This is a genomic window from Yinghuangia sp. YIM S09857, from assembly GCF_051388915.1.
Lineage (GTDB): Bacteria > Actinomycetota > Actinomycetes > Streptomycetales > Streptomycetaceae > Yinghuangia.
In genome coordinates this window covers 1-5602 of sequence record NZ_JBPKBH010000050.1, presented here as the reverse complement: position 1 = coordinate 5602, position 5602 = coordinate 1, and the positions used below count along the sequence as shown (strand labels likewise).

The 5602-nt window shown below is 58.9% G+C and carries 3 rRNA genes; all 3 read left to right on the top strand.

From position 1 onward, the window contains the following. Nucleotides 1-339: 339 nt before the first annotated feature. The 3 genes from ACRX5S_RS40960 (at nt 340) to rrf (ending at nt 5600) form a co-directional block, all read left to right on the top strand. Nucleotides 340-1864: ribosomal RNA gene (locus ACRX5S_RS40960) — 16S ribosomal RNA — on the top strand. 359 nt (nt 1865-2223) lie between these two features. Beyond that, nucleotides 2224-5353: ribosomal RNA gene (locus tag ACRX5S_RS40955) — 23S ribosomal RNA — on the top strand. A gap of 130 nt (nt 5354-5483) precedes the next feature. Then, a 5S ribosomal RNA gene (gene rrf, locus ACRX5S_RS40950) occupies nt 5484-5600 on the top strand. Together the 16S, 23S and 5S rRNA genes form the textbook arrangement of a ribosomal RNA operon. The last annotated feature ends 2 nt before the right edge of the window (nt 5601-5602 follow it).

Genomic DNA, 5602 nt, shown 5'->3' with positions numbered 1-5602 from the left:
GCAGAAAGAAAAGCAAGACAAAGCAAGACCAGTAAAACCAGCAGTACCGATGAGCGTAACGCCCGGAGAGACCGGTGAAAGGGTCTCGAAGGAAGCGTCCGTTCCTTGAGAACTCAACAGCGTGCCAAAAGTCAACGCCAAATAACAACCCCGGCGTGAGGCAGTGTGACGGAACCGCCTGGTTCCTGATCGTCTTGCGTAGGGATTCCTTTGGTAACACGAAATCCTCCGGCTCTGTCAGCGCCGGGGGTCACAGCAGGGACGCATGCGCTGGCCGGACTATTCCTCCGGCGGGGCGCGGCTCCTTCGTATGTTGTGTGACCGGATTACCGGTAGGCATCTACGGAGAGTTTGATCCTGGCTCAGGACGAACGCTGGCGGCGTGCTTAACACATGCAAGTCGAACGGTGAACCGCTTTCGGGTGGGGATCAGTGGCGAACGGGTGAGTAACACGTGGGCAATCTGCCCTGCACTCTGGGATAAGCCCGGGAAACTGGGTCTAATACCGGATAATACTTTCCGCCGCATGGTGGGGGGTTGAAAGTTCCGGCGGTGCAGGATGAGCCCGCGGCCTATCAGCTTGTTGGTGGGGTAGTGGCCTACCAAGGCGACGACGGGTAGCCGGCCTGAGAGGGCGACCGGCCACACTGGGACTGAGACACGGCCCAGACTCCTACGGGAGGCAGCAGTGGGGAATATTGCGCAATGGGCGAAAGCCTGACGCAGCGACGCCGCGTGAGGGATGACGGCCTTCGGGTTGTAAACCTCTTTCAGCAGGGAAGAAGCGCAAGTGACGGTACCTGCAGAAGAAGCACCGGCTAACTACGTGCCAGCAGCCGCGGTAATACGTAGGGTGCGAGCGTTGTCCGGAATTATTGGGCGTAAAGAGCTCGTAGGCGGCCTGTCACGTCGGATGTGAAAACCCGGGGCTCAACCCCGGGCCTGCATTCGATACGGGCAGGCTAGAGTTCGGCAGGGGAGACTGGAATTCCTGGTGTAGCGGTGAAATGCGCAGATATCAGGAGGAACACCGGTGGCGAAGGCGGGTCTCTGGGCCGATACTGACGCTGAGGAGCGAAAGCGTGGGGAGCGAACAGGATTAGATACCCTGGTAGTCCACGCCGTAAACGTTGGGCACTAGGTGTGGGCGTCATTCCACGATGTCCGTGCCGCAGCTAACGCATTAAGTGCCCCGCCTGGGGAGTACGGCCGCAAGGCTAAAACTCAAAGGAATTGACGGGGGCCCGCACAAGCGGCGGAGCATGTGGCTTAATTCGACGCAACGCGAAGAACCTTACCAAGGCTTGACATCGCCGGAAAACTCGCAGAGATGCGGGGTCCTTTTGGGCCGGTGACAGGTGGTGCATGGCTGTCGTCAGCTCGTGTCGTGAGATGTTGGGTTAAGTCCCGCAACGAGCGCAACCCTCGTTCTGTGTTGCCAGCATGCCCTTCGGGGTGATGGGGACTCACAGGAGACTGCCGGGGTCAACTCGGAGGAAGGTGGGGACGACGTCAAGTCATCATGCCCCTTATGTCTTGGGCTGCACACGTGCTACAATGGCCGGTACAATGGGCTGCGATACCGCGAGGTGGAGCGAATCCCAAAAAGCCGGTCTCAGTTCGGATTGGGGTCTGCAACTCGACCCCATGAAGTCGGAGTCGCTAGTAATCGCAGATCAGCATTGCTGCGGTGAATACGTTCCCGGGCCTTGTACACACCGCCCGTCACGTCACGAAAGTCGGTAACACCCGAAGCCGGTGGCCCAACCCTTGTGGGGGGAGCCGTCGAAGGTGGGACCAGCGATTGGGACGAAGTCGTAACAAGGTAGCCGTACCGGAAGGTGCGGCTGGATCACCTCCTTTCTAAGGAGCACAGTTCCACGCCAGACCCGAATGCGGTCTGGGTGGCAGCTCAAGGGTGGAACGTTGACTATTCGGCGGTTCGGGGTCGGATCCCCTGGCTAGTACTGCTTCTTCGGGAGCGTGGAACGCGAGGTTGGTTCGCTCTGGATCGCCGGGCACGTTGTTGGGTCCTGAGGGAACGGACCCGGTGGCCCCTTCCGTCCAGTCGTGGACGGCGGGGGCCCTGGTACGTCCCCCTCTGGATCATCCGGTTGCAGCCGTCCGTTGCGAACCGCTGGGGTTGTCCCTGGTAGGCGTCGGTAGAAGGTTGTTGTTTCCGGTTGTTGTTTGAGAACTGCACAGTGGACGCGAGCATCTGTGGCCAAGTTAGTAAGGGCGCACGGTGGATGCCTGGGCACCAGGAACCGATGAAGGACGTGGGAGGCCGCGATAGGCCCCGGGGAGCTGTCAACCGAGCTGTGATCCGGGGGTGTCCGAATGGGGAAACCCGGCAGTCGTCATGGGCTGTCACCCGCACCTGAATGTATAGGGTGTGTGGAGGGAACGCGGGGAAGTGAAACATCTCAGTACCCGCAGGAAGAGAAAACAACCGTGATTCCGCGAGTAGTGGCGAGCGAAAGCGGATGAGGCTAAACCGAGTAGGTGTGATACCCGGCAGGGGTTGCTTATTCGGGGTCGTGGGACGGCACTTCAGTTGTCTGCCGGCAGCTGGGCGAGTCAGAAACCGTATGGGTAGTCGAAGGACATGCGAAAGGTCCGGCGTAGAGGGTAAGACCCCCGTAGACGAAATCTGTACGGCTTGCTTGTGTTGTTCCCAAGTAGCACGGGGCCCGAGAAATCCCGTGTGAATCTGGCGGGACCACCCGCTAAGCCTAAATATTCCCTGGTGACCGATAGCGGACTAGTACCGTGAGGGAAAGGTGAAAAGTACCCCGGGAGGGGAGTGAAATAGTACCTGAAACCGTGTGCCTACAAGCCGTGGGAGCGTCGCCATCCGGGTTTTGTCTCGGGTGGTCGTGACTGCGTGCCTTTTGAAGAATGAGCCTGCGAGTTTGCGGTGTGTGGCGAGGTTAACCCGTGTGGGGTAGCCGTAGCGAAAGCGAGTCCGAAGAGGGCGACCCAGTCGCGCGCCCAAGACCCGAAGCGGAGTGATCTAGCCATGGGCAGGGTGAAGCGGAGGTAAGACTTCGTGGAGGCCCGAACCCACCAGGGTTGAAAACCTGGGGGATGACCTGTGGTTAGGGGTGAAAGGCCAATCAAACTCCGTGATAGCTGGTTCTCCCCGAAATGCATTTAGGTGCAGCGTCGTGTGTTTCTTGCCGGAGGTAGAGCACTGGATGGTTGATGGGCCTCACCGGGTTACTGAGATCAGCCAAACTCCGAATGCCGGTAAGTGAGAGCGCGGCAGTGAGACTGCGGGGGATAAGCTCCGTGGTCGAGAGGGAAACAGCCCAGAGCACCGACTAAGGCCCCCAAGCGTGCGCTAAGTGGGAAAGGATGTGGAGTCGCAGAGACAACCAGGAGGTTGGCTTAGAAGCAGCCACCCTTGAAAGAGTGCGTAATAGCTCACTGGTCAAGTGATTCCGCGCCGATAATGTAGCGGGGCTCAAGCGCACCGCCGAAGTCGTGTCATTCGTGCATTAGCCAAGCCTTTGTGGTTCAGGCGCACGGATGGGTAGGGGAGCGTCGTGCAGCGGGTGAAGCCGCGGTGGAAGCCAGTGGTGGATGCTGCACGAGTGAGAATGCAGGCATGAGTAGCGAATCACACGTGAGAAACGTGTGCGCCGGATGACCAAGGGTTCCTGGGGCAGGCTAATCCGCCCAGGGTAAGTCGGGACCTAAGGCGAGGCCGACAGGCGTAGTCGATGGACAACGGGTTGATATTCCCGTACCCGCTACGATGCGCCAGCGCTGAACCCTCTGATGCTAAGGCCGTGAAGCGCCTCCCGGAGTCTTCGGACGATGGGGGAACGTGGAGCCGCTGATCCAAGGTGGTAGTAGGTGAGCGATGGGGTGACGCAGGAAGGTAGTCCAGCCCGGGCGGTGGTTGTCCCGGGGTAAGGGTGTAGGGCGTGGTGTAGGCAAATCCGCACCGCATGTGCCTGAGACCTGATGCCGACCCGATTGAGGGGAAGTGGATGATCCTATGCTGCCGAGAAAAGCCTCTAGCGAGTGTCGTGGCGGCCCGTACCCCAAACCGACTCAGGTGGTCAGGTAGAGAATACTAAGGCGTTCGGGTGAACTGTGGTTAAGGAACTCGGCAAAATGCCCCCGTAACTTCGGGAGAAGGGGGGCCAGTCCTGGTGATGAGCTTTGCGCTCTGAGCTGGGGGTGGCCGCAGAGACCAGCGAGAAGCGACTGTTTACTAAAAACACAGGTCCGTGCGAAGTCGTAAGACGATGTATACGGACTGACGCCTGCCCGGTGCTGGAACGTTAAGGGGACCGGTTAGTCTTTCGGGGCGAAGCTGAGAACTTAAGCGCCAGTAAACGGCGGTGGTAACTATAACCATCCTAAGGTAGCGAAATTCCTTGTCGGGTAAGTTCCGACCTGCACGAATGGCGTAACGACTTCTCGACTGTCTCAACCACAGGCCCGGTGAAATTGCACTACGAGTAAAGATGCTCGTTTCGCGCAGCAGGACGGAAAGACCCCGGGACCTTTACTACAGCTTGATATTGGTGTTCGGTTCGGCTTGTGTAGGATAGGTGGGAGCCGGTGATCCCGTGACGCCAGTCATGTGGGGAGGCGTCGTTGAAATACCACTCTGGTCGTGCTGGATGTCTAACCTGGGTCCGTGATCCGGATCAGGGACAGTGTCTGGTGGGTAGTTTAACTGGGGCGGTTGCCTCCTAAAGGGTAACGGAGGCGCCCAAAGGTTCCCTCAGCCTGGTTGGCAATCAGGTGTCGAGTGTAAGTGCACAAGGGAGCTTGACTGTGAGACCGACGGGTCGAGCAGGTGCGAAAGCAGGGACTAGTGATCCGGCGGTGGCTTGTGGAAGCGCCGTCGCTCAACGGATAAAAGGTACCCCGGGGATAACAGGCTGATCTTCCCCAAGAGTCCATATCGACGGGATGGTTTGGCACCTCGATGTCGGCTCGTCGCATCCTGGGGCTGGAGTAGGTCCCAAGGGTTGGGCTGTTCGCCCATTAAAGCGGTACGCGAGCTGGGTTTAGAACGTCGTGAGACAGTTCGGTCCCTATCCGCTGTGCGCGTAGGAGTCTTGAGAAGGGCTGTCCCTAGTACGAGAGGACCGGGATGGACGAACCTCTGGTGTGCCAGTTGTCCTGCCAAGGGCACGGCTGGTTGGCTACGTTCGGGAGGGATAACCGCTGAAAGCATCTAAGCGGGAAGCCTGCTTCGAGATGAGGGCTCCCACAGGGTTGACCTGGTAAGGCCCCCGGTAGACGACCGGGTTGATAGGCCGGATGTGGAAGCACAGTAATGTGTGGAGCTGACCGGTACTAATAGGCCGAGGACTTGTCCTCAGATGCTCGCGTCCACTGTGTGGTTCCCGGACCGCAACCGGTTTCGGTGTGAACCACAGTTGAGAATTCCATAGTTGCAACGTCTTGTTGCTGGAAGTCTTCGACACATGGTTGTTGTGTTCGATGGTTTTCCGGTGGTCTTGGCGAAGAGGAAACGCCCGGTCCCATTCCGAACCCGGAAGCTAAGCTCTTCAGCGCCGATGGTACTGCACTCGAAGGGGTGTGGGAGAGTAGGACGCCGCCGGAATT